This is a genomic window from Rhizobium sp. YTUHZ044, from assembly GCF_051123975.1.
Taxonomy (GTDB): domain Bacteria; phylum Pseudomonadota; class Alphaproteobacteria; order Rhizobiales; family Rhizobiaceae; genus Rhizobium.
In genome coordinates, this window is the sequence record NZ_CP101426.1 from 4020108 (window position 1) to 4043226 (window position 23119).

The 23119-nt window shown below is 61.8% G+C and carries 25 protein-coding genes and 1 pseudogene; 3 read left to right on the top strand and 23 right to left on the bottom strand.

What is annotated here, in order from left to right:
• Positions 1–112: 112 nt before the first annotated feature.
• Together NL154_RS19705 and NL154_RS19710 are read left to right on the top strand one after the other, a co-directional pair.
• The gene (locus NL154_RS19705; RefSeq protein ID WP_434733225.1) at positions 113–1048 is read left to right on the top strand and encodes a tyrosine recombinase XerC; all 936 of its coding nucleotides are present in this window, start codon (positions 113–115) and stop codon (positions 1046–1048) included.
• A 179-nt stretch (positions 1049–1227) separates the two neighbouring features.
• Positions 1228–2304, top strand: a complete 1077-nt coding sequence (locus NL154_RS19710) for a TraB/GumN family protein (protein WP_210633044.1) — start codon at positions 1228–1230, stop codon at positions 2302–2304.
• A 12-nt stretch (positions 2305–2316) separates the two neighbouring features.
• On the opposite strand, the gene NL154_RS19715 is transcribed toward NL154_RS19710, so the two are convergent.
• The 20 genes and pseudogenes from NL154_RS19715 to sdhC all read right to left on the bottom strand — a co-directional run bounded on the left by NL154_RS19715 (position 2317) and on the right by sdhC (position 20816).
• Positions 2317–2817 carry a cytochrome b gene (locus NL154_RS19715; protein WP_221122943.1) on the bottom strand — a complete coding sequence of 167 codons (501 nt, stop codon included), beginning with the start codon at positions 2815–2817 and terminating at the stop codon, positions 2317–2319.
• Between the two features lie 96 nt (positions 2818–2913).
• Entirely contained in the window at positions 2914–4320 is a 1407-nt protein-coding gene (lpdA, locus tag NL154_RS19720) for a dihydrolipoyl dehydrogenase (RefSeq protein ID WP_434733226.1), read from the bottom strand.
• 26 nt (positions 4321–4346) lie between these two features.
• Positions 4347–4985: a LysE family translocator gene (locus NL154_RS19725; RefSeq protein ID WP_210632950.1), complete on the bottom strand. Its 639-nt coding sequence runs from the start codon at positions 4983–4985 to the stop codon at positions 4347–4349.
• 20 nt (positions 4986–5005) lie between these two features.
• Positions 5006–5758: an SDR family oxidoreductase gene (locus NL154_RS19730; protein ID WP_210632951.1), complete on the bottom strand. Its 753-nt coding sequence runs from the start codon at positions 5756–5758 to the stop codon at positions 5006–5008.
• Positions 5755–6285: a hypothetical protein gene (locus NL154_RS19735; RefSeq protein ID WP_221122941.1), complete on the bottom strand. Its 531-nt coding sequence runs from the start codon at positions 6283–6285 to the stop codon at positions 5755–5757. The genes NL154_RS19730 and NL154_RS19735 overlap by 4 nt, the downstream gene beginning before the upstream one ends.
• Positions 6282–7031 (bottom strand): DUF4241 domain-containing protein, encoded by a 750-nt coding sequence (locus NL154_RS19740; RefSeq protein WP_434733227.1) that lies wholly within the window; start codon positions 7029–7031, stop codon positions 6282–6284. The genes NL154_RS19735 and NL154_RS19740 overlap by 4 nt, the downstream gene beginning before the upstream one ends.
• Positions 7032–7043: 12 nt before the next feature.
• Positions 7044–8303, bottom strand: coding sequence for a 2-oxoglutarate dehydrogenase complex dihydrolipoyllysine-residue succinyltransferase (gene odhB, locus NL154_RS19745; RefSeq protein ID WP_210632954.1), 1260 nt, complete (start codon positions 8301–8303; stop codon positions 7044–7046).
• Between the two features lie 39 nt (positions 8304–8342).
• Positions 8343–8651: a YciI family protein gene (locus NL154_RS19750; RefSeq protein ID WP_434733228.1), complete on the bottom strand. Its 309-nt coding sequence runs from the start codon at positions 8649–8651 to the stop codon at positions 8343–8345.
• Positions 8652–8666: 15 nt separating this feature from the next.
• A complete protein-coding gene (locus tag NL154_RS19755; RefSeq protein ID WP_210632956.1) occupies positions 8667–11651 on the bottom strand; it encodes a 2-oxoglutarate dehydrogenase E1 component in 2985 nt (994 codons plus the stop codon).
• Positions 11652–11818: 167 nt separating this feature from the next.
• Positions 11819–12721 carry a succinate--CoA ligase subunit alpha gene (sucD, locus tag NL154_RS19760; protein WP_008528022.1) on the bottom strand — a complete coding sequence of 301 codons (903 nt, stop codon included), beginning with the start codon at positions 12719–12721 and terminating at the stop codon, positions 11819–11821.
• Between the two features lie 19 nt (positions 12722–12740).
• The gene (gene sucC, locus NL154_RS19765; protein ID WP_097598164.1) at positions 12741–13934 is read right to left on the bottom strand and encodes an ADP-forming succinate--CoA ligase subunit beta; all 1194 of its coding nucleotides are present in this window, start codon (positions 13932–13934) and stop codon (positions 12741–12743) included.
• A gap of 34 nt (positions 13935–13968) precedes the next feature.
• Positions 13969–14931, bottom strand: coding sequence for a malate dehydrogenase (gene mdh / locus NL154_RS19770; RefSeq protein WP_210632957.1), 963 nt, complete (start codon positions 14929–14931; stop codon positions 13969–13971).
• A 174-nt stretch (positions 14932–15105) separates the two neighbouring features.
• Entirely contained in the window at positions 15106–16269 is a 1164-nt protein-coding gene (zapE, locus tag NL154_RS19775; protein ID WP_210632958.1) for a cell division protein ZapE, read from the bottom strand.
• A 63-nt stretch (positions 16270–16332) separates the two neighbouring features.
• On the bottom strand, positions 16333–16848 hold the full coding sequence (locus NL154_RS19780) for a protease inhibitor Inh/omp19 family protein (protein WP_088391343.1): 516 nt from the start codon (positions 16846–16848) through the stop codon (positions 16333–16335).
• A gap of 135 nt (positions 16849–16983) precedes the next feature.
• Positions 16984–17151, bottom strand: coding sequence for a hypothetical protein (locus NL154_RS19785; protein ID WP_247241794.1), 168 nt, complete (start codon positions 17149–17151; stop codon positions 16984–16986).
• Between the two features lie 49 nt (positions 17152–17200).
• Positions 17201–17377: pseudogene (locus tag NL154_RS19790) on the bottom strand (DNA polymerase beta superfamily protein); the annotation flags it as partial.
• A gap of 5 nt (positions 17378–17382) precedes the next feature.
• A complete protein-coding gene (locus NL154_RS19795; protein ID WP_210632959.1) occupies positions 17383–18162 on the bottom strand; it encodes a succinate dehydrogenase iron-sulfur subunit in 780 nt (259 codons plus the stop codon).
• A gap of 18 nt (positions 18163–18180) precedes the next feature.
• Positions 18181–20022: a succinate dehydrogenase flavoprotein subunit gene (sdhA, locus tag NL154_RS19800; protein ID WP_210632960.1), complete on the bottom strand. Its 1842-nt coding sequence runs from the start codon at positions 20020–20022 to the stop codon at positions 18181–18183.
• Positions 20023–20029: 7 nt separating this feature from the next.
• Complete coding sequence (gene sdhD, locus NL154_RS19805; RefSeq protein ID WP_221102543.1) at positions 20030–20410, bottom strand: succinate dehydrogenase, hydrophobic membrane anchor protein; 381 nt, start codon at positions 20408–20410, stop codon at positions 20030–20032.
• 10 nt (positions 20411–20420) lie between these two features.
• Positions 20421–20816: a succinate dehydrogenase, cytochrome b556 subunit gene (gene sdhC / locus NL154_RS19810; RefSeq protein ID WP_168296584.1), complete on the bottom strand. Its 396-nt coding sequence runs from the start codon at positions 20814–20816 to the stop codon at positions 20421–20423.
• Between the two features lie 410 nt (positions 20817–21226).
• On the opposite strand from sdhC, the gene NL154_RS19815 reads away from it, so the two are divergent.
• On the top strand, positions 21227–21739 hold the full coding sequence (locus tag NL154_RS19815; RefSeq protein WP_210632962.1) for a hypothetical protein: 513 nt from the start codon (positions 21227–21229) through the stop codon (positions 21737–21739).
• On the opposite strand, the gene NL154_RS19820 is transcribed toward NL154_RS19815, so the two are convergent.
• Genes NL154_RS19820 through NL154_RS19830 form a run of 3 tightly spaced genes read right to left on the bottom strand, consistent with a single transcriptional unit; the run spans position 21736 to position 23113 of the window.
• On the bottom strand, positions 21736–22389 hold the full coding sequence (locus NL154_RS19820) for a class I SAM-dependent methyltransferase (RefSeq protein ID WP_210632963.1): 654 nt from the start codon (positions 22387–22389) through the stop codon (positions 21736–21738). The two genes, NL154_RS19815 and NL154_RS19820, sit on opposite strands and share 4 nt — an antisense overlap.
• Positions 22386–22817, bottom strand: a complete 432-nt coding sequence (locus NL154_RS19825; RefSeq protein WP_221158091.1) for an EVE domain-containing protein — start codon at positions 22815–22817, stop codon at positions 22386–22388. Before NL154_RS19825 ends, NL154_RS19820 begins: the two co-directional genes overlap by 4 nt.
• A 2-nt stretch (positions 22818–22819) precedes the next feature.
• Positions 22820–23113 carry a YciI-like protein gene (locus NL154_RS19830; RefSeq protein ID WP_210632965.1) on the bottom strand — a complete coding sequence of 98 codons (294 nt, stop codon included), beginning with the start codon at positions 23111–23113 and terminating at the stop codon, positions 22820–22822.
• Positions 23114–23119: the final 6 nt, after the last annotated feature.

Here is a 23119-nt window from a genome sequence, read left to right on the forward strand (position 1 = left end):
TATCGCAGTACAATATGATCGAAGGATGACAAAGGCTTGGCCGGCATTAGCAATTCCATAACCGTTCCTGCTTCAAATTGGCGGACTTGAAGGCAAATTCAAGGCCAGCGACGTGAATGAACTGCTTGTAATCGCCGACCCGCGCCTGATGGCGGAACGTGCTGCGTGGCTCGAAAACCTCGCTCGCGAACGCCGTCTTTCCGAGCATACGCTCGACGCCTACGAGCGCGACACCCGCCAGTTTCTGACCTTCCTGACCGGTCATCTTGCCGGCCCGGCGACCCTCGCCGACATCAGGGAATTGCGTCCCGCCGATTTCCGCGCCTTCCTTGCCGCTCGGCGCAGGCAAGGCTCTGGCGCCCGTTCGCTCGGCCGCAATCTCGCCGGCCTACGTTCGCTGTTGCGCCACCTCGAAAAGAAGGGCCTGGTCAATGCCGCCGGCGCCGGCGCGATCCGTTCGCCGAAACAGCCGAAGTCGCTCCCCAAACCACTGTCGGACACGCAGGCGATCGCCATCGTCAGCGATGAAGCCCAACTGCATGACGAACCGTGGATCGCCGCGCGCGATGCGGCTGTCATGACCCTGCTCTACGGCTGCGGCCTGCGCATCTCCGAGGCACTGAATCTCGTTCCCGCCGACCTGCCGAAAGGCGCGACGACGTTGCGCATTACCGGCAAAGGCAACAAGACACGGCTGGTGCCGCTTCTGCCCGTAGTTTTCGACGCGGTCGAGAAATATCGCGCGCTCTGCCCATATGATCTCGACAGCGGAGAGCCGCTGTTTCGCGGCGCCCGCGGCGGCAAGCTGCAGGCGGCGATCATCCAGCGGGCTATGCAGAAGCTGCGCGGCGCCTTCGGCCTGCCGGAGACGGCAACGCCGCATGCGCTCCGCCACTCCTTCGCCACCCATCTGCTTGCTGGCGGCGGCGACCTGCGCACCATCCAGGAACTGCTCGGCCACGCCAGCCTTTCGACAACGCAGGTCTACACCGGCGTGGATGCATCGCGGCTGCTTGAGGTGTATGATCGAGCCCATCCGCGCGCTTGATGCATCTCGTCCAGAATGCGCAGCGCTTGTGACGAGGGCATCCCATATTGTCGACAAGCTCAGCGCCCATGAATCCGGCCTGAATCGACGCGCTAATTTTTCGTTAACGCATTCTCTTAAAGGATTATGCGCAAGCTGAGCGTAGAGCAGAAGCGATAGGGCATGTGGGGAATACCATGATGACGACTTCAATCAGCCGCCGGGCTTTTTTCCTCTTAGCACCCGGCAATCTGCTGCTCTGGCTGATTGCGGCCTTCCACATGCTGCTTGTTGCGGCTCTGTTTGTCGCCCTCCTCGCCGCAAGGCCGGCGGCGGCCGAAGACACTGCCTGCACCGGCCGCAATCTGATGGTCGACTTGCAGCAGAGCGACCCCGCCCGATACGCCGAGGCGGTCAAGGAAGCCGAAGCAACGCCGAACGGCAAGGGCATCTTCTGGAAGATCGAAAAGCCCGGACTTGCCCCTTCATGGCTGCTCGGCAGCATGCATGTGACCGATCCCCGTGTGCTCGCCCTGCCGCCGCGCGCCCAGGCGGCCCACGACGCAGCCAACACGATCATCATCGAATCCGACGAGATCCTCGATGAACGAAAGGCAACCGCCGCCCTGCTCGCGCGGCCGGAACTGACGATGTTCACCGACGGCACGACGATCGACAAGCTGCTCTCTGCCGAGGACTACAAGCGCCTGGAGGCCGGCCTCAAGCAGCGCGGCATCCCGCTCAGCGCCGTCTCCCGCATGCGGCCATGGATGATCTCCAGCGCCGTTGCCCTTCCGGCCTGCGAACTCGCCCGCAAGGCCAGGGGCGTGCAGTTTCTCGACCAGAAAATCGCCACCGACGCCGTTGCCGAGGGCAAGGAGGTCAAGGGGCTGGAAACCCTTGCCGAGCAGATCCAGGCCATGGCTGATCTGCCGGTCGAATTCCATATGAAGTCGCTGATCGAGACGCTGGAACTCGGAGCCAAGATGAATGATGTGGTCGAAACGATGACCGATCTCTACCTCTCCGGCGATATCGGCCTGACCATGCCGATGCTGAAGACCGTGACACCGGAGACCGAAGGCGAAAGCAGCGACTATGCCGCCTTCGAACAGCGGGTCATCCTCGATCGAAACAAGGTCATGGCAGAACGCGCCGCACCCATTCTCGACGACGGAAACGTCTTCATGGCCGTCGGTGCCCTGCATCTGCCCGGCGAGGGCGGCGTCATCGAATTGCTGCGCAAGCAGGGCTTCACCGTTACCGCCGTGAACTGAACTCGTTGTCGGTCAGCCGAGCGTCATGCGGCGCAGCACATTGCTTTTATAATAGAACTGATGGACGAGCCCGCCTGCGACGTGGGCCGCGATCAGCCCCCAAAGAATGACCTTCAAGACATCCGCGTGAACGAAGCCGGCGGGATTGATGCCGAAATAGTAAGCGGCGATGCCCGAAAGCGGCATCGCGAAGAGCAGGATATAAAGCCCGGCATGGGCGAGTTTTGCCCCGAGACGAACGATCGCCGGCTCCTGCGAAGCCTCAGGCGGCGCACCCTGCATAAAGCGCAGACAGAGCCTGAGGACGGCAAGCAGCAGAATGGCGATGCCGACATAGGCATGGATATTGGCCGAGGCAATCTGCTCGGGCGTCGGCACCTCGCCCCTGCGAACGAGCCGGTGCCATATATTCATCCCGTCGGGAAACAGCAGATTGAAGAAGATCAGCAGCGCCACCGCCCAGTGGAGGAAACGCTGGCTGAGACTGTAACTCGGGATGGACGGCTGCTGCATTGCTGATCTCCCCCGGATGGTCGAACTCTGCGATCAACTAAAACAGCCGCTTGCCTCTCGGCAAGCGGCTGCGCGCTTCATTACGAAGATGTAAGATTACATATGGATCGGCTTGAAGAAGGTCGCGAGTGCAGCCTCCTTGACGGCTTCAGACATCGTCGGATGTGCATGGCAGCTGCGGCCGAGATCTTCCGACGAGCCGCCGAATTCCATCAGCACGGCGATCTCGTGGATCATCTCGCCGGCGCCGAAGCCGACGATATGGCCGCCGAGCACGCGGTCGGTCTCCTTGTCGGCGAGGATCTTGACGAAGCCGTCGGTCGCCAGCATCGCACGGGCGCGGCCGTTTGCGGTGAACGGGAACTTGCCGACCTTGTAGGCGATGCCTGCCGCCTTCAGTTCCTCCTCAGTCTTGCCGACCGAAGCGATCTCCGGCTGGGTATAAACGACGCTCGGGATGACCTCATAATTGACGTGGCCATGCTGACCGGCAAGGATTTCGGCAAGCGCCACGCCCTCGTCTTCGGCCTTGTGCGCCAGCATCGGCCCCTTCACCACGTCGCCGATCGCATAGATGCCGGCGACATTGGTCTTGAAGTGGCCGTCGATCTCGACGCGGCCGCGATTGTCGAGCACAACACCTGCCTCTTCCAGGCCGAGACCTGCGGTATAGGGCTTGCGGCCGGTGGCGATCAGCACGACTTCAGCGTCGAGCGTCACCGTGTCGCCGCCCTTGACCGGCTCGAACGTGACCTTGGCGCCCTTATCGCCCTTTTCGACGCCGGTGACCTTGGCGCTGAGGTTGAAATCGATGCCCTGCTTGGCGAGCATGCGCTGGAACTGCTTGGAGACCTCGCCGTCCATGCCGCCGAGAATGGTGTCGAGATATTCGACGACGGTGACCTTGGCGCCGAGACGCGACCAGACCGAGCCGAGTTCGAGGCCGATGACGCCACCGCCGACGACGATCAACGTTTCCGGCACCTTTTCCAACGCAATGCCGCCTGTCGACGAGATGATGGTCTTTTCATCGATTTCGACCTGCACGCCCGGAATGCCGGCGACATCCGAACCGGTCGCGATGACGATGTTCTTGCCTTCGATTTCCTGCGCGGTCCCGTCCTCGGCGGTGATGGAAATCTTGCCGGCCGAAACGATCTTGCCGGTACCCTTGAAAGCGTCGATCTTGTTCTTTTTGAACAGGAAGGCGACGCCGTCGACATTCGACTTCACCGTCGCATCCTTGTGCGCCATCATATTGGCGAGGTTGAGCGTCGGCGCCGACACGTCGATGCCAAGCGCGGTTAATCCATGGCCGGCCTGATGGAACATTTCGGAAGCATGCAGCAGCGCCTTCGACGGAATGCAGCCGACGTTCAGACAGGTGCCGCCATAGGTCGCGCGCTTTTCGACGACGGCGACCTTGAGGCCGAGCTGGGCTGCCTTGACGGCGCAGACATAGCCGCCCGGACCGGTTCCGATAATGATCACATCGTAGGACATTGCTTCTTTCCCTTTGGATTTTTCGTTTAGTCGGCTGCGCGCGACAGCGCGAGGCGGAAGCCGAAGGCGACGAGTGCCGCTCCGGTGATGCGGTTGAACCATTTGCCGCTGGCGATGAAGCGGTCTCGGATCGTCTTGACCGTGAAGAAATAGGAGACGCCGGCAAACCAGGCGACCAGCGCCGTCGCCATGCCGATACCATAGGAGAACTGGATCAGTGCTGGCGTGTCGTGGTGGACGAGCGTCGAAAACAAGGACAGGAAGAACAGCACCGGCTTCGGGTTCAGCGCATTGGTGATGAACCCCATGCCGAGGCATGACAGCATCGAGGCCGACTTGCGCTCGTCGGCCGTGACGGCGATCTCCTGCACATTGAATCCCGGTTCGCGGAACGACTTGATGCCGAGATAGACGAGATAGCCGACACCCGCCCATTTAATCATCGCAAACAGCATCAGCGACTTGGAGACGATCAGGCCGAGGCCAAGGATCGTGTAGCTGATATGAAAGAGCAGCGAGAAGCCCATGCCGAGCCCGGTCATGATGGCGGCGCGGCGCCCATGCATGATGCTTTGGCGCAGGATGACAGCGAAATCGGCGCCCGGCACGACGATGAAAATAGAGAAGACGGCCATCAGGCCGAGGAATTCGAAGATGTAGCTCATATTGATTCCGCCCTGTCTTTCTAACGGCCGCCGCTCACATTGAGGATCGATCCGGTGACATAGGACGCTGAAGGTGAAAGCAGATAGAGAATTGCATCCGCCACCTCCTCCGGCAGGCCGGCCCGCTGCATCGGGACCGATGGCGCCATTTCGCGCGCCCGGTCCGGCAAGCCACCCGATGCATGGAGATCGGTTTCGATGATGCCGGGCCTGACGGCATTGACGCGAATCCCTTCCCCGGCAACTTCGCGCGCAAGCCCGATGGTGAAGGTGTCGATCGCCGCTTTCGATGCCGCATAATCGACATACTGCGTCGCCGAACCGAGGACTGCCGCCATCGAGGAGACGTTGACGATCGCCCCACCCTGCCCACCATGTCGGCGCGACATGCGGCGCACGGCCTCGGCGGCGCAGAGGATCGAGCCGGTCACATTGACGCGGAGCATGCGCTCGATCCGCTCGACCGACATCTCGTCGACTCGTTGCGGATAATCGACGATGCCGGCATTGTTGACCAGCCCGTCGAGCCGCCCGAACTGACGATCAACCGCCGAAAACATCGCGGCGATATCCGCGGCCTTGCCGACATCGCCCTTAATTGCCACAGCCTCGCCGCCGCTTTCGATGATCGCGGTAACGACGGCATCCGCCGCTTCATGGCTCGTGGCGTAATTCACCGCGACGCGCCAACCCCCGCGCGCAGCAAGCCGGCAGACCGCCGCGCCGATGCCCCGGCTTCCGCCGGTGACGAGAACAACAGGTGTATCGCTCATGTCGCACACTCCTTGAATGTCAGCACGTCCCAAGGCGCCACCGAGGCCTTGCCCTCGCCCCAGGCGCTGGATTCGCGAATGGCGGGACCAAGACCGGGAAGCACCAGCTTTTCGGCGGCAGCAGCGCCCTCCGGCAGCAGGTTGTCGATCTCGCCCTTGGCGTCCATGCCATAGACGGCGCCCTGCCAGACCGTGCAGGCATCGAGATCGGCGCCGGTCACATCGCCTTCCGGACAGTTGAACATCAGGATGCCGATGGCGCGCACCGGATCCTCCGACGGCATGATATAGCCTTCCATCACCACGGCCGTCTTGAGGGCGCTGACCTTGAACTGGTTGCTGGCGGCCGCCGACGCCGAGTTCAGCGGCGCGAAGCGCAGTTCATAGGCGCCGTCACGGTCGACGTAGACGGCCTGCTCCTGTTTGCAGTCGACGGCGAACCCGGCAACCGGGACGGCGAAAACCGCCACGGCCGCAATTGCAGCCGCACCTCGCCGCCCTGCCATGATCCCGATCGTCCCGCTCATTGCACCTTCGGCTCTCTCCGCCCGTCGGCATTCTGGATTATGCCAAAATCCGTCAACAGCACCAGCGGGCAACCGTCCTTGTCGAGGCCCCAGAAGACAGGATAGACACCATCACCCCAGCCGCTCCAAAACACCGCAACATTGCCCTTCTTGCCGGCAACCGGCCGGTGCAATGCATAGTGGCGCTTGTTGGCGTCAAGCTCCGACGCCAGCACGTCATCGTAATAATTGATATCGGCGTCCGGCTTCTGCGCCTGGACCTGCGTTTCCCGCTCATCGATCAGCGCCAGCGTATCGGCGTCCATATAACAGCCGACGCCGGCATCGACGGGATAGCCGAAGATCTCGTCGTCCTTCAGTGTCGCCGGGTCTTGGCCGAGCACGACGGCCAGTTCCCAGTGATCGGGCCTGCCCTCGGCAAACCGCATGCTGGCCGCCGCGATGCGCCCGAAGGCATGGTAGAGCGTCACCGGATAGTCGCCCGGCGCCACCGTTCTTGCAAGCGCCGCACGATCCGGCTGGGCAAGCGGATCAGCGGCGACGATGCGACCCGAGGTCAGCTCGACATCGCCCATATGGACCACATCGATCGACCGGCTGGAGAGTTCGGCAGCATCAAGCGCCACGAGTCCGAAATTGCTGCTGGCCTTGCTGACATCCCAGCCGGCGGCCGATGCGGGGACCGGGGCATGCGCGGCGGCAGCGCAAAGAAGAAGCCGCGCCGCTCGCAATATCCGGTTCCGCATCGAAAGCGCTCCTTAGAGATCGAGAACCAGGCGTTCCGGATCTTCGAGGCTCTCCTTGACGCGGACGAGGAAGGTGACAGCCTCCTTGCCGTCGACGATGCGATGATCGTAGGACAGCGCCAGATACATCATCGGACGGATGACCACCTGGCCGCCGATCGCAACCGGCCGTTCCTGGATCTTGTGCATGCCGAGAATGCCGGACTGCGGCGCGTTGAGGATCGGTGAAGACATCAGCGAGCCGTAGACGCCGCCGTTGGTGATGGTGAAGGTGCCTCCCTGCATGTCGGCCATAGCAAGCGATCCGTCACGGGCTGCCTTGGCAAGACGGCCGAGTTCCTTCTCGACTTCGGCGATCGACATCTGGTCGGCGTCGCGGATAACAGGAACCACGAGGCCCTTGTCGGTGCCGACCGCCATGCCGACATGGCAGTAGTTCTTGTAGATGACGTCGGTCCCGTCGATTTCGGCATTGACTGCCGGCAGCTCCTTCAGCGCATGCGTCACCGCCTTGGTGAAGAAGCCCATGAAGCCGAGCTTGACGCCGTGTTTCTTCTCGAAAATGTCCTTGTACTTGTTGCGCAGGTCCATGACTGCCTTCATGTCCACCTCGTTATAGGTGGTCAGCATGGCGGCGGTGTTCTGGGCGTCCTTGAGGCGCTTGGCGATCGTCTGGCGCAGGCGCGTCATCTTCACGCGCTCTTCGCGCGAGGCATCCTCGACCGTCGACGGGCCACGTGCAGCCGCAGGCGCTGCAGCCGGTGCCGCGGCGGGAGCGGAAATGCCCTTGGCAACGGCGGCAATGACGTCGCCCTTCAGCACCTGACCACGTTTGCCGCTGCCGTCGACCTGATCGGCGGAAAGATTGCTTTCGGCAAGCATCTTCGCAGCTGCCGGTGCCGGCGGCATGGTGGAGACGGAAGCGCTCGACGAGGATGCGGCGGTGGCAACCGGTGCGGCAGCAGCAGCAGGGGCCGGCTGAGCGGGAGCGGCGACCGGTGCGGCGGCAGCCTGCGCGGCGGCGGCAGCACCGGCGCCTTCGGCGATCTGGCCGAGCAGTGCACCGAGACCGACGGTCTCGCCGGCGGCGGCGACGATTTCCGACAGCGTACCGGAGGCGGGCGCGGGAACTTCGATGGTCACCTTGTCGGTTTCAAGCTCCAGAATCGGCTCGTCGGCCTTGATGGCGTCGCCGACCTTCTTGAACCAGGTGCCGACGGTTGCCTCGCTGACGGATTCACCGAGAGTTGGAACGCGGATTTCTGTGGCCATTGTTCAAATCCTGATTTCGTGTGTTTTCGTTTATGCGTTTCAGACGGCGGGCGGCCGCAAAATGATCGAGGGCATCGGCAAGACATCGAAACGGAAACCGAAACCGGAAGCGATGATCGGATCGCTGTCGACAAGAGCTTGCGCCGCCGGCTGATCCTCCACTTCGACGACTGCCATGCCGAAGGCGCCTTGACCCTCGAACACCGGACCGACGACAATTGCCGATCCCGCAAGGGCCTGCCGATGCCAATATTCGACATGGCGTTTCATCGCCGCCATTTCTTCCCCCGTCCCGTCATGCGGAAAAGTGGGGCGCGGCGGCAGCAGTCTCAAAAAGAAGTAAGCCATTGCGCCCCCCTTGATTTAGCCGCCCAATGCATCCTCGAGGAATGCGGCAAGCTGCGATAGATGCTTGGACATCAGGCCCGTCGCCGGCGAGGCGGCGGCCGGACGGCCGGTATAGCGGACGCGCTGATATTTGGCGTCGATATGGGCAAGCACCCACTCGAGGAACGGGTCGATGAACGACCATGCTCCCATGTTCTTCGGCTCTTCCTGGCACCAGACCATCTCGGCATTGCGGAAGCGCGACAGCTCGTTGATCAGCGCCTTTGCCGGGAACGGATAGAGCTGCTCGACGCGCAGCAGATAGATGTCGTCGATACCGCGCTTTTCACGCTCTTCCAGAAGGTCGTAATAGACCTTGCCGGAGCACATGACGACACGGCGGATCTTGTTGTCCTTCTGCAGCTTGATCGGGCCGTCCTTGATAACCTCGGCATCATCCCACAGCAGGCGGTGGAAGGCGGATTCGCCGGCCAGTTCGGCAAGCGTCGAAACGGCCCGCTTGTGACGCAGCAGCGACTTCGGCGTCATCAGGATCAGCGGCTTACGGAAGTCGCGCTTCAGCTGCCGGCGCAGGATATGGAAGTAGTTCGCCGGCGTCGTGACGTTGGCGACCTGCATGTTGTCTTCCGCGCAGAGCTGCAGGAAACGCTCCAGGCGAGCCGAGGAGTGCTCCGGACCCTGGCCTTCATAGCCGTGCGGCAGCAGGCAGACGAGTCCGGACATGCGCAGCCACTTGCGTTCGCCCGACGAGATGAACTGGTCGAAGACGACCTGCGCGCCGTTGGCGAAATCGCCGAACTGCGCTTCCCAGAGCGTCAGCGCATTCGGGCGGGCGAGCGAGTAGCCATATTCGAAACCGAGCACGGCCTCTTCCGAAAGCATCGAGTTGATGACTTCGTAGCGGGCCTGTGTCGGCGAAAGATTGGCGAGCGGAATGTAGCGTTCCTCGGTCTCCTGATCGTAGAGAACCGAATGACGCTGCGAGAAGGTGCCGCGTTCGCAATCCTGACCCGACAGGCGGATCTTGTGGCCTTCCAAGCAGAGCGCGCCAAAGGCGAGCGCTTCGGCCATCGCCCAGTCGAGGCCTTCGCCGGTGGCGATCATGTTGGCCCGGTTTTCCATGAAACGCTGGATCGTGCGGTGCGCATTGAAGCCCGCCGGGATTTCCGAGAGCTTGCGGCCGATCTCCTTCAGCGTCTTCATCGGCACCGCGGTCTTGCCGCGGCGCTGTTCGTCGGCGTTGTCGGCCGTGCGCAGGCCCGACCACTCCCCATCCAGCCAGTCGGCCTTATTAGGCTTGTAGTGCTGGCCGGCGTCGAACTCCTGCTCGAGATGCGCGCGCCAGTCGGCCTTCATCTTCTCGACTTCGCCTTCGGTGAGCAGGCCCTCGGCGACAAGGCGCGCCGCATAGAGCTGCAGCACGGTCTTATGGGCGCGAATGACCTTGTACATCTTCGGCTGCGTGAAGGACGGCTCGTCGCCTTCATTGTGGCCGTAGCGGCGATAGCAGAACATGTCGAGCACGACAGGCTTGTGGAACTTCATGCGGAATTCGGTCGCGATCTTGGCTGCGTAGACGACCGCTTCCGGATCGTCGCCGTTGACGTGCAGGATCGGTGCTTCGATCATCTTGGCGACGTCGGACGGATAGGGCGACGAGCGCGAAAAGGCCGGGTTCGTCGTGAAACCGATCTGATTGTTGATGATCACGTGCATGGTGCCGGCAACACGGTGGCCGCGCAGACCGGAAAGACCGAGGATTTCGGCAATGACGCCCTGGCCGGCGAAGGCCGCATCGCCGTGGATCAGCAGCGGCAGAACCTTGGAGCGTTCGGAAAGCGGAATGATGTCGCCTTCCCACACCGTGGCGCTCATGTCCTGCTTGGCGCGAGCCTTGCCCATGACGACGGGATCGACGATTTCGAGATGCGACGGGTTTGCCGTCAGCGACACGTGTACCTTGTTGCCGTCGAATTCGCGGTCCGAGGATGCACCGAGATGGTACTTGACGTCGCCGGAGCCTTCGACTTCATCGGGTGCGTAGGAACCGCCTTTGAATTCGTGGAAGATGGCGCGGTGCGGCTTGCCCATGACCTGGGAGAGCACGTTGAGGCGGCCGCGATGGGCCATGCCGAACACGGCTTCCTTGAGGCCGAGATGACCGCCGCGCTTCAGGATCTGTTCCAGCGCCGGGATCAGCGATTCGCCGCCGTCGAGGCCGAAGCGCTTGGTGCCCTTGAACTTGACGTCGAGGAACTGTTCGTAGCCTTCGGCTTCGACGAGTTTGGAAAGGATCGCCTTCTTGCCCTCAGGCGTGAAGGCCACACCCTTGTCGGGGCCTTCGATGCGTTCCTGGATCCAGGCCTTCTCTTCCGGGTTGGAGATATGCATGAATTCGACGCCGAGCGTCGAGCAGTAGGTGCGCTCGAGGATCTCGATCATCTCGCGGATGGTGGCGTACTCCAGGCCGAGCACGTTGTCGATGAAGATCTTGCGATCGTAATCGGCTGATGTGAAGCCGTAATTTTCCGGCGACAGCTCGCGAAAATCGTCGACGGCGGCGGCGATTCCGAGCGGGTCGAGCTTGGCATGCAGGTGGCCGCGCATGCGGTAGGCGCGGATCATCATGATGGCGCGGACGGAATCGCGCGTCGCCTGCAACACGTCGGTGCCGTCGGCGGGCTTGCCCTCGGCTACGGCCTTGGCCTTCACCTTCGTCTCGATCACCTTCTCGACGATGCCCCAGTCGCCGTCGAGCGCCGATACCAGATCGCCGCCGGCTGCCAGAGGCCAGTTCTTCCTGCGCCAGGAGGCTCCCTTGGCCGCCTTTTTCACATCGGCAGGATCGTCTTCCAGCGCCTTGAAGAAAGCGCGCCATTGATCGTCGACCGACGCCGGATCCTCTTCGTAGCGCGCATAGAGCTGCTCGATATAGGCCGCGTTGGCGCCATCCAGAAACGAGGTGATCTGAAATTGCTCGTTGGCTTCTTGCCGTGCCATGGTGATATGCGGACGCTTCGGTCCGCCTCCTGACTTGATGAATTTGCCGGATCGATCGCCGGCTGCCGCATTCCGATCGCCGCCTGTCCGCGGCGCATCTGCTGCTCTCGCATGCGAGCCGGGCGGAAGGCGCAGATGCCGTTCCTCCGCCCGGTCTACAGGTGGCTTCAGCCCTTCAGGACTTCCACCAGCGTCTTGCCGAGGCGGGCCGGAGACGGAGACACCTTGATGCCAGCCGATTCCATCGCCGCGATCTTCGATTCAGCGTCGCCCTTGCCGCCGGATACCACGGCGCCGGCATGGCCCATGGTGCGGCCCTTCGGTGCCGTACGGCCTGCGATGAAGCCGGCCATCGGTTTCTTGCGGCCCTTCTTGGCCTCATCCTTCAGGAACTGGGCTGCGTCTTCTTCGGCGGAGCCGCCGATTTCGCCGATCATGATGATCGAAGTCGTGGCTTCGTCGGCGAGGAACATCTCCAGCACATCGATGAACTCGGTGCCCTTGACCGGGTCGCCGCCGATGCCGACGGCCGTCGTCTGGCCGAGGCCTTCATTGGAGGTCTGGAAGACGGCCTCATAGGTCAGCGTGCCCGAGCGGGACACGATGCCGACCGAACCCTTGCGGAAGATCGAGCCCGGCATGATGCCGATCTTGCATTCTTCCGGCGTCAGGATGCCCGGGCAGTTCGGCCCAAGCAGGCGCGACTTGGAGCGGTCGAGGCGAGCCTTCACGCGCACCATGTCCATGACCGGAATGCCTTCGGTGATGCAGGTGATGAACGGGATCTCGGCGTCGATCGCTTCGATGATCGCATCGGCAGCGCCCGCCGGCGGAACGTAGATGACGGTGGCGTCGGCGCCGGTCTTTTCCTTGCCCTCGGCAACGGTTGCAAAGATCGGCAGGCTTTCGCCCTTCGCGCCGGTCCAGGTTTCGCCGCCCTTCTTCGGGTGGATGCCGCCGACCATCTGGGTGCCGTAATAAGCGAGCGCCTGTTCGGTGTGGAACGTGCCGGTCTTGCCGGTCAGACCCTGAACGAGGACCTTGGTGTCTTTATTGACGAGAATAGACATTCTTTCCGATCCCTCAAAATTAGCCGTTGATCGCCGCGACGATCTTCTTGGCCGCATCGTCCAAGTCGTCAGCCGCCGTGATCGCGAGACCCGACTCGTTCAGGATCTTCTTGCCGAGCTCGACATTGGTGCCTTCAAGGCGCACGACGAGCGGAACCTTGAGACCGACTTCCTTGACCGCGGCAATGACGCCTTCAGCGATGACGTCGCACTTCATGATGCCGCCGAAGATGTTGACGAGAATGCCCTCGACCTTCGGGTCTGCGGTGATGATCTTGAACGCCGCAGCGACCTTCTCCTTGCCGGCGCCGCCGCCGACGTCGCAGAAGTTGGCCGGCTCCTTGCCGTATAGCTTGATGATGTCCATCGTCGCCATGGCGAGGCCCGCGCCGTTGACCATGCAGCCGATATTGCCGTCGAGCGCGACGTAAGCGAGGTCCCACTTGGAGGCCTCGATTTCCTTGGCATCTTCTTCGGTCTCGTCGCGCAGCGCCCGGACGTCGTCGTGACGGAAGAGCGCATTGCCGTCGAAGGACATCTTGGCGTCGAGAACGCGCAGATGGCCATTCTTCATGACGATCAGCGGATTGATTTCGAGAAGCGACATGTCCTTCTCGTTGAAGGCCTTGTAGAGCAGCGGGAAGAGCGACTTGGCGTCTTCTGCGGCAGCACCTTCGAGCTTGAGAGCGGCGGAGATCTTGGCGACGTCGGCAGCCGTCACGCCGGCTTCCGGATCGATGGCGATCGTCTGGATCTTCTCGGGCGTATCGTGGGCGACGGCCTCGATGTCCATGCCGCCTTCAGTGGAGACGACGAAGGCGACCTTGCCGACCGAGCGGTCGACCAGCAGCGAGCAGTAGAGTTCGCGCTCGATGTCGGCGCCGTCCTCGATATAGAGGCGATTGACCTGCTTGCCGGCTTCGCCGGTCTGCGCGGTCACCAGCGTGTTGCCGAGCATCTCCTTGACGTTGGCAACGACGTCTTCGATCGACTTGGCGAGACGTACGCCGCCCTTGGCTTCCGGCGACAGTTCCTTGAACTTGCCCTTGCCGCGGCCGCCCGCATGGATCTGGCTCTTGACCACGTAAAGCGGGCCGGGAAGCGACTTGGCAGCCGCCTCGGCTTCTTCAACCTTGAGAATTGCCACACCCTCGGCAACCGGCGCGCCATAGCCCTTCAGCAGAGCCTTGGCCTGATATTCATGAATGTTCATGGGTCTATCCCTGTTTCGATTACTTCAGCGCCGATTACTTCAGGGCAGGCGCGATGTTGATGCAGGCCTCGCAAAGACCGGCGACGGCGCCGACAGACTTGTCGAAGGCTTCCTTCTCGGTCTTGTTGAGGTCGATCTCGATGACGCGCTCGACGCCGCCGGCGCCGATGACGGTGGGTACACCGACATACATGTCCTTGACACCGTACTGGCCGGTCAGATGGGCGGCGCAAGGCAGGACGCGCTTCTTGTCCTTGAGGTAGGATTCGGCCATTTCGATTGCCGAGGCAGCCGGCGCATAATAAGCGGAACCTGTCTTCAGCAGGCCGACGATCTCGGCGCCGCCATCACGGGTGCGCTGGATGATCTCTTCGAGGCGCTCCTTGGTGACCCAGCCCATGGTGACGAGGTCGGTGAGCGGAATGCCGCCGACCGTGGAGTAGCGGGCGAGCGGCACCATCGTATCGCCGTGGCCGCCGAGAACGAAGGCGGTCACATCCTGAACGGAGACGTTGAATTCTCTGGCGAGGAAGAGACGGAAGCGCGAGGAGTCGAGAACACCGGCCATGCCGACGACCTTGTTGGCGGGAAGACCCGAAAACTTCTGCAGCGCCCAGACCATGGCGTCGAGCGGGTTGGTGATGCAGATGACGAAGGCGTTCGGCGCGTATTTCTTGATGCCGGCGCCGACCTGCTCCATGACCTTGAGGTTGATGCCGAGAAGATCGTCGCGGCTCATGCCCGGCTTGCGCGGAACGCCGGCAGTGACGATGCAGACGTCGGCACCCTCGATCGCCGAATAATCGCTGGCGCCGGTCAGATTGGCGTCGAAGCCTTCGACCGGAGAGGACTGTGCGATGTCGAGACCCTTGCCCTGGGGAATGCCATCGGCAATGTCGAAGAGGACGATATCGCCCAGTTCCTTCAGGCCGGCCAGATGCGCCAACGTGCCACCAATCATGCCAGAACCAATGAGTGCGATCTTATTACGCGCCATTTCGCTGTTTCCTTTGCGATCAAATTCGTCGAACGACGCTGCAAGGCCGCTCAATGACGCAATCGCATAGACCTAAAGGCTAAAAATGGCAATCCATTAATTTTGATGCAGCGTTTTCAATCGTTTAGATACAAAAATTCTTACGTAAACGTAAGATGTTTTGTCACTGGATTGTTACTCCGCGGCCCGCTTTTCATGGTGCAGCGCAAGATATTCGGCGCTCCGCATCTCGAACAGTCGCGACGCCGTGCGATCGAATTCAAAGCCTTCGGTGCCCCGGCGATGGACGAGCAGGTTCTCCGGCAACGCCGCCGCGGATATGTAAAGCCGCACGGCATGATCATAGAGCGTATCGACCAGAATGATGAAACGCTTGATCTGGTTCCGCTTCTCCGGCCCGAGCAAGGGAACGTGATCGAGAAAGATCGTATCGAAGTGTTCGGCGATGGCCAGGAAGTCGGCGGCCCCGAGCGGCTTGTCGCAGAGATCCGCGAAAGAGAAGCGCGCCATGCGGTCGGCGGCAAGCGGCACATGGATGGAGCGGCCCTTCATCGGAATATCGAGCGGCTTCGCCTTGCGCCCATGCAGCGCCTGCGTCCAGGACGCCTCCATCGCCATGTCGTTATGTTCGCTGATCGGCACGAGATAGACCGGTTGGCTATTCTGCTTCTCCATCCGGTAGTCGGTCGGCGAATCCAGCGTGACGACATCGACATGCTGCTTGAGCAGAGCGACGAAGGGCAGGAACAGGCCGCGATTGAGCCCATCCTTGTAGAGATTGTCCGGCTCGACATTCGAGGTCGCGACCAGCACGCATCCCCGCGCGAAGAGTTCGGAAAACAACCGCGACAGGATCATCGCGTCGGCAATGTCGGTGACGGTGAATTCATCGAAGCAGAGCAGTTCCGCTTCCTCGTAGAGGGCTGCGGCGACCGGCGGCATCGGATCGGCCTGCTTCGTCTCGCCGTTCTTGAGCTTCAGCCGGTGTGCCGCGATACGGTTGTGCACATCCGCCATGAATTCGTGGAAATGCGCCCTGCGCTTCTTCCTGCACGGCGCCATGGCAAAGAACATGTCCATCAGCATGGTCTTGCCGCGTCCGACGCTGCCGTGAATGTAAAGCCCCTTGATGCCGTCGGCGGCTTTCTTCTTCTTGGCAAACAGCCAGCCGAGCGCGCTCGCTTTGGCCGCCGGCCGCAACTGCTTCAGCCCGGCAAGCACCCGATCCAGGCTTTTGGCCACGTCCATCTGGGCGGAATCGACCTGCAACGCACCGGCAAGCGTCAGCGATTTAAGCTGTTCGCAAACGCTGAGCGTATAATCTGGCATTGGCTGCATGAGGGCACGTCCGCCTGTCAGTCATCAGCGGCGCGCCGCCGGATCGTTTACCGCGCGGTTGGTTTACCGGCTGAGGCTGATCTGCTGACCGGTATTCGTCTGGCCCTGGAAGCGATTGTCGGCTGTCTTGTAGACGCTGCCGATCTGGTTGCCCGAACGATCCTTGAGCAGCACCTGCTTGCCCGCGACCTCCCAGGAGCCCATCGCCGTCAGCTCGCCGACGCAACCGCGCGTGCCGCCACGCGACCCGCTGCCGAGATTGGTGAGCGTCAGGAACATATCGCAGCTGCCATTGACGCGCCAGCTTCCGACCATTGATTCCTTGGTGACGTCGAGCGCATTCGCAGCCATGGCGCCGGACTGTGCCCCAGGCATCGGTGCCGTCGCCGTCGGCGCGGCCGGGAACTGCGAGCTGCCGGTCGGCGGCGGAAGCTGACCGCCCTGGACGGACGGGACAGGCTGCGCCGTCAACGGCGCCGGTCCGGCGTTCGAGTTGGAGCTGTAATCATATGCCGTACGCTGACAACCGGCTAGCGCGAGAGCCACCACCAGACCTGTCATCGCATATCGCAACTGCATCATCATACTCCTGAATTCGGCTATCGCCGCAAAGAACGGGCGTGAGACAAGTTCGATTATCGTAATTCGCTTTGGTTAATCAAGTCGGGTTGCAGAAATTGCCCGTGACAACACCTAACCGAAAAACGATACAGTTCAACTGCCCTGCTGCAAAACTTCCTGCACATAGAATTTGTCAGCAAGGTGTTGCGCACGCTCATCTCTGTCAGGATTTCTGCCAAACTCCCGCAATGTCTCGGAATAGTGCTCGAACGAGCTGCGCAGAAATAACCGCACCGGCTCCGGCGGCAGACCTTCACCCATCTCACGGGTCCGCTTCTTAACATGCACGAGATCGAGAATCGCCGCCCGCAATATAGATAAAGCGGCAATCATAATCGCTGTCGGGAGACGGAAAGCCCCAGGCGCGGCTGCCGCTTTCGATCGCCAGACCGATGCGGATGCCCTGCTCGCGAACCGAGGCGAGCCGCGACCTGATCTCCGCGACGGCTGCGGGATCGAAGCCGTCCAATCCGCCGGTGGCATGCATGCCGATCAGACCCGGCGCTCGACCATCATCTTCTTGATTTCGGCGATCGCCTTGGCCGGGTTGAGGCCCTTCGGGCAGGTCTGCGCGCAGTTCATGATCGTATGGCAGCGGTAGAGGCGGAACGGGTCCTCGAGATTGTCGAGACGTTCGCCGGTCGCCTCGTCTCTGGAGTCGATCAGCCAGCGATAGGCCTGCAGCAGAACGGCCGGACCGAGATAACGGTCGCCGTTCCACCAATAGCTCGGACAGGAGGTCGAGCAACAGGCGCAGAGGATGCATTCATAAAGGCCGTCGAGCTTCTGCCGGTCCTCATGGCTCTGCTTCCATTCCTTGGCCGGAGACGGCGACACCGTCTTCAGCCAGGGCTCGATTGAGCGATGCTGGGCGTAGAAGTTGCTGAGATCGGGCACCAGATCCTTGACGACGGGCAGATGCGGTAGCGGATAGATCTTCACCGCGCCGGTAATATCGTCGAGGCCCTTGGTGCAGGCAAGCGTGTTGGTGCCGTCGATGTTCATCGCGCAGGAACCGCAGATGCCCTCGCGACAGGAGCGGCGCAAGGTCAGCGTCGGGTCGATCTTGTTCTTGATGTAGAGCAGACCGTCGAGCACCATCGGGCCGCAATCGTCGACATCGATGTAGAAGGTGTCGATCGACGGGTTCTGGCCATCGTCCGGGCTCCAGCGGTAGACGCGGAACTCGCGGGTGTTGGTCGCACCCGCCGGCTTCGGCCAGACCTTGCCTTCGCGCATCTGAGAATTCTTGGGGAGAGCGAGTTCAACCATATCCGGTTCCTCTTGAAATCAGTACACGCGAGCTTTTGGCTCGATCTTATGCGGATCGATGCCTTCGGCGATGAGCTCGGTGTGAACAGGGCGATAGTCGAGCTTGACGTCGCCTGCCTCGTTCACCCAGGCAAGCGTATGCTTACGCCAGTTGACGTCGTCGCGGCCGGCGAATGCACCCTCGGTATAATCCTCGCGAGCGTGCGAACCGCGGCTCTCCTTGCGGGCCTCGGCGCCGTAGATCGTCGTGATGGCGTTGGCCATCAGGTTCTGCAGTTCGAGCGTTTCCACCAGGTCGGAGTTCCAGACCATCGAACGGTCGGTGACCTTGATGTCCTGCATCTCGCCCCAGATCGCCGAAATGCGCCGGCAACCGGATTCCAGCGATTCCTGCGTGCGGAACACGGCCGCATCTTCCTGCATGGCGCGCTGCATCTTCTCGCGCAGCACAGCCGTCGGCGTGCCGCCGCTGGCGTGACGCAGGCCGTCGAAGCGGTCCATGATCTTGTCGCAGGCCGCGACGTTGAGATGCGGGATGGGCGCCGCGCGGTCGATGACTTCGCCGGCGCGGATCGCGGCGGCGCGGCCGAAGACCACGAGGTCGATCAGCGAGTTGGAGCCGAGGCGGTTGGCGCCGTGCACCGAGGCGCAGCCGGCTTCACCGACCGCCATCAGGCCGGGAATGATCCGCTCCGGATTGGCGCCATCGGCGTTCAGCACTTCGCCCCAGTAATTGGTGGGAATGCCGCCCATATTGTAGTGAACGGTCGGCAGAACCGGGATGGGCTCGCGCGTGACGTCGACGCCGGCGAAGATCTTGGCGCTCTCGGAAATCCCCGGCAGGCGCTCATGCAGAACGGCCGGATCGAGGTGGTCGAGATGCAGGAAGATGTGATCCTTGTTCTTGCCGACGCCGCGGCCTTCGCGGATCTCCAGCGTCATGCAGCGCGAAACGACATCGCGCGAGGCAAGATCCTTGGCCGAAGGCGCATAACGCTCCATGAAGCGTTCACCCTCGGAGTTGACGAGGTAACCACCTTCGCCGCGCGCGCCTTCCGTGATCAGACAGCCCGAACCGTAGATTCCGGTCGGGTGGAACTGCACGAATTCCATGTCCTGCAGCGGCAGGCCGGCGCGTGCCACCATGCCGCCGCCGTCGCCGGTGCAGGTGTGGGCCGAGGTTGCCGAGAAATAGGCGCGGCCGTAGCCGCCGGTCGCCAGCACCACCATCTTGGCGGCGAAGCGATGGATCGTACCGTCATCGAGGCACCAGGCGACGACACCGGTGCAGCGGCTGCCGTCCTCAGACATGATCAGGTCGAGCGCGAAATATTCGATAAAGAATTCGGCATTGTTGCGCAGCGACTGACCGTAGAGCGTATGCAGGATGGCGTGGCCGGTGCGGTCGGCAACGGCGCAGGTGCGCTGGACTGGCGGGCCTTCGCCGTAATTCTGCATGTGGCCGCCGAAGGGGCGCTGGTAGATCTTGCCTTCCTCGTTGCGCGAGAACGGCACGCCGTAATGCTCGAGCTCATAGACCGCCTTCGGCGCTTCCATGGTGAGATACTGCATGGCGTCGACGTCGCCGAGCCAGTCGGAACCCTTGACCGTATCATAGAGATGCCACTGCCAGCTATCCGGTGTCATGTTGCGCAGCGAGGCGGCGATGCCGCCCTGGGCCGCAACCGTGTGCGAGCGGGTCGGGAACACCTTGGTGATGCAGGCGGTGCGGAAACCCTGCTCGGCCATGCCGAGGGTGGCGCGCAGACCCGCGCCGCCGGCGCCGACGACGATCACGTCATAGGAGTGGTCGACATATTTGTAGGCTTTGCCATTCTGGGCGGGTGAGGTCGGTGCCATATCGAGCTTATCCTACGAATGCGATTTTCAGAATGGCGAAGAGACAGAGGCTGGCGATCACGATCGCAAAGAAGGTGTTCAGCATCAGCAGAGCGATCTTGCCGAATTCGCCATGCACGTAGTCTTCGATGATGACCTGCATGCCGAGCTTCATATGGATGACGCCCGATATCACCATCAATCCCATGACAACGGCGACAAAGGGGTTCGACAGGGCGCGAACCACGTCCGCATAGGGCGCGCCGGCATAGGTGATCATGAAGATTACGAAGAAGAGGATCAACGGAATATTGGAGACCGCGGTCAGCCGCTGACGCCAGAAATGGCTCGTGCCTTCCTTGGCGGAGCCGAGCCCGCGAACCTTGCCGAGGGGGGTGCGCATATCCATGAGAGGACCTTCAGAAGCGAATGAGGAAGCCGATCACCCAGACCAGCACGGTCAGACAGAGCGACCCGATGATGTTGGCGATGGCGAGTTTGGTCGAGACTTCCTTCTCGAAGCCGTAGCCGAGATCCCACATGAGATGGCGCAAACCGCCGAGCATGTGGTGCAGCAGCGCCCAGGTATAACCGAGCAGCACCAGCTTGCCGAGAAGGCTTCCGAGCACCCAATTGGCCCAGTCATACGACGCTTGGCCGCTTGCCGCCGCGATCAGCCACCAGGCGACCAGCAGCGTGCCGACATAGAGCGCACCGCCGGTGATGCGGTGGACGATGGACATGACCATGGTGGGAATAAGTTTGTAGACTTGCAAATGCGGCGACAGGGGCCGGTTATTTGTCACGTTCGCCATCAGAACCTCGCGGCGGCTTCTCTGCGCTCCCGGATTTCGGAGCATGCTCAGTCAACCACACGAATGACAAAATTCTCTGTGTGCGTTGCATCAATTGCGACGTTTACTCACCGGAAAGCCCGACGACAAGCACAATCGCTGTGCGCTATTAATTTAATCGATTCGGGTTGCCGCGAAGTTTGCGGGCGGGAGAAGCTCCAGAAAGGTGCGAAGCGGCCTTCCACCCGGAATTCCGTAAGAACAAAAGGTTAAGGGCGGTTCTGCGCCTCGGCGAAGAGGCTGAACCGCCCCAACGAAACTCGGCTTAATATTTATGCCGTTCCTTCCAGGCGCATGGACAAGCAGCGGCTTTTGGCGCAATCTGGCATTAACGATTTGTTAACGATCGGGAATTCCGGAGGCCGACATCCATGTTTCGCAGTCTGTCTGCAGTCGCCCTGCTTGGGCTCTCCGCGCTTGTCGCCTTGCCTGCCGCCGCCGGCGAGCGCCGTTTCGATCATCGCTTTGCCGATCATCGCTTCCTTGGCCACCGCCACGTCTTGCACAATGGCTTGCTTCTCGGCCAACGCCTCGGCTGGCGCGATCGCGGCATCCGTTTCGACAGCGCCTATATTCGCCGACCCGGCAGGGAGCGTATGCCGTTCCTGAAGCAGTTTTCGTCCCCGGCGACAAATCGCGTTGCCCGCAGCAGCCTGGTTATCTTCGCGCCCCAGCCGCCGGGTGGCGGCAGCGGCGACACCTATGCCGGCTCCTATGCCTATCAGATCGATGGCGGGACTTATGTCGGCGGCAATGGCTATGGCTATGGGTATTATCCGGGCGCACGGCTCGCGCCCCAGGCGCCGAATGCGAAGGTCATCGACGTCGGCGTCCAGGACGATCCCTGCAGCTACGAGGCCAATGTCTGCGTGATCCGGCCTTAAGATCTTGAGCCGAAGCGCCAGACCGTCGTCTTCTTGATTTCGCTGTCCTCCAGCGCCCGCGTCACCGGCACCTGATAGGCCGCACAGAATTCCAGCTGTTCCCGTGGCAGATAGCTTCTCCCGGGATCGCCGACCAGAACCAATATGCCTTCCCCCGTCAGCCTCGTCAGCCAGGGAACGAGCGCATCGGCGAAGACACGGTCGTAGAAGACGTCGCCGGCAAGCACGACATCGGCGGCGATATCCTGTCCGATCAGATCGGCGCCGGTAAATCCGAGAAAAACGCCGTTGGCCCTGGCGTTCAGCCGGATCGCCGTCTCCGCCCAGGGATCGATATCGGCGGCCGTCACCTCACGCGCACCGGCCATCATCGCCGCAATCCCGACGAGGCCGGAGCCGCTGGCAAAATCCAGCACGCGCTTGCCGCGCACCATTTCCGGATAATCGAGAATGTAGCGCGCCAGTCCCTGCCCGCCCGCCCAGGCGAAAGCCCAGAAAGGCGGCGGCAGACCGATCGCTTCCAGTTCCTCCTCCGTCTTCAGCCAGAGCTCATGCGCCTCGCTGGCCAGATGAAGCGAAATTTCCGGCACATGCGGCGGCGCCATTAGACTGGTATTGGCGCGGATGAAGGCTTCCGGATCGGTTTTCAACGCGGGGGATTGTCGAGCCCGCCCATGCGGCAGACTTCGGCCCACTCATCGTCGGTGACCGGCTGCACGGAAAGGCGCATGGAGGTGACGAGCGACATCTTGGTGAGCTTCTCGTTCGCCTTGATGTCCTTCAACGTCACCGGCTTCGGCATGTCCATGACGGCGCGGATATCGACGCAATCCCACTTCGGATCGCCTTTTGCGGTGGAGTCGGGATGCGACAGCGCTGCGACTTCGACGATGCCGACGATCTCCAGCCCGTCATTGGAATGGTAGAAGAACCCTTTGTCGCCGATCTGCATCGCCCGCATGTTGTTGCGCGCCAGATAGTTGCGCACGCCGGTCCATTCCGTGCCCTTTTCGCCGGCGGCCTTTTGCTGCTCCCAGGACCAGGAGGCAGGTTCGGATTTATAAAGCCAATGCGCCATGCTCACGCCTCCGGCTTGTTGAAGACCCAGTTGAAGGGCTTGATATCGACGCTTTCGAACAAACCGGCCATGGCGTAAGGGTCGGCGTCGGCCAGCGCCTTTGCCTCTTGCGCCGTCTCCGCCTTGACAAGCACCAGGCTGCCGCAGGCTTTGCCCTCGTCGTCAAGGAAAGGCCCGGCCATGGAAAGCTTGCCTTCGGCATTGAGCTTGTCGAGATAGGCAAGATGCGTCGGCCGCGTCTCCAAACGAACGTTCAGATGTCCCGGCTTGTCCTTGCAGAGCAGGGCGAAAAGCATGTCTAT